At 69.2% G+C, this 813-nt stretch carries 2 protein-coding genes; both read right to left on the bottom strand.

Going from position 1 to position 813, the window contains the following annotated elements; genetic code table 11:
- Positions 1 to 38: 38 nt before the first annotated feature.
- Positions 39 to 527, bottom strand: a complete 489-nt coding sequence (locus tag N2041_RS14465) for a GNAT family N-acetyltransferase (RefSeq protein WP_297679300.1) — start codon at positions 525 to 527, stop codon at positions 39 to 41.
- Between the two features lie 8 nt (positions 528 to 535).
- The coding region (locus N2041_RS14470) for an ABC transporter permease (protein ID WP_297679298.1) at positions 536 to 813 on the bottom strand (278 nt) is incomplete at its 5' end.

Consider the following 813-nt stretch of genomic DNA (forward strand, 5'->3'; position numbering starts at 1 on the left):
TCCCTCGGCCCCCCGGGGCTGTGGGGGGTTGTAGCCGGCTAAAGCCTTAACTCGTACAGGGCCACGTGCAGGGGGTGGCCCATGCGGGTTACCCGCTTCTCCCCCACACATACAAAACCCAGGCCCTCGTAAAAGCTGCGCAGTTTCGGGCGGTTGAAATCGGTGTCCAGGCGCAGAAAGGCCAAGCCTTCGGCCCTGGCCCGCTCCTGGGCCCAGGCCAGCATGGCCGCGGCCACCCCCTGCCCGGCCACCGCCCGCCGCACCGCCACCTTGTGCACGAAGGCCGAGGCGCCCGCCGGAACCTCGGGCCAGAAGAGGGGATCGGCGTGCTGGTAGATGAGGGTGCCAACGGCCTGCCCCTGCCCATAGGCCAGGAACAGCTCACCCTGCTGGGCCACCGGACGGAGCAGTTCGGGGGTGAGCTCCTCGAGGTGCCAGAGCGTCTGGCCCCGTTCCATCAGCCACCGGGCAGCTTCGCTGAGGATATCGGAAGCCACCGCGGCTTCCTCCACCGAGGCGGGCCGCATCTCCACCCTCAATCCCGCCCCCTGGGATCGAGCACGTCCCGCAGGGCATCGCCCAGCAGGTTGAAGGCCAGCACGGTGAGCAGAATGCCCATGGCCGGCGCGGTGGGGGCCCAGATGGCCTCGGCGATGTAGCTGCGGGTCTCGGAGACCATGGCCCCCCACTCCGGGGTGGGCGGCTGGGCCCCAAAGCCGATAAACGACAGGCCCGCGGCGGTGAGGATGGCCCCGCCCACATCGAAGCTGGCCTGCACAAAGACCGGTGTGAGGGTATTGGGCAGCAGATGGC

The organism is Tepidiforma sp. (genome assembly GCF_026419595.1).
Classification (GTDB): Bacteria; Chloroflexota; Dehalococcoidia; order Tepidiformales; family Tepidiformaceae; genus Tepidiforma.

Bases quoted from the DNA above. Each gene is read 5' to 3' on its own strand.
- N2041_RS14465 (WP_297679300.1), bottom strand. From the start codon at position 527: ATGCGGCCCGCCTCGGTGGAGGAAGCCGCGGTGGCTTCCGATATCCTC.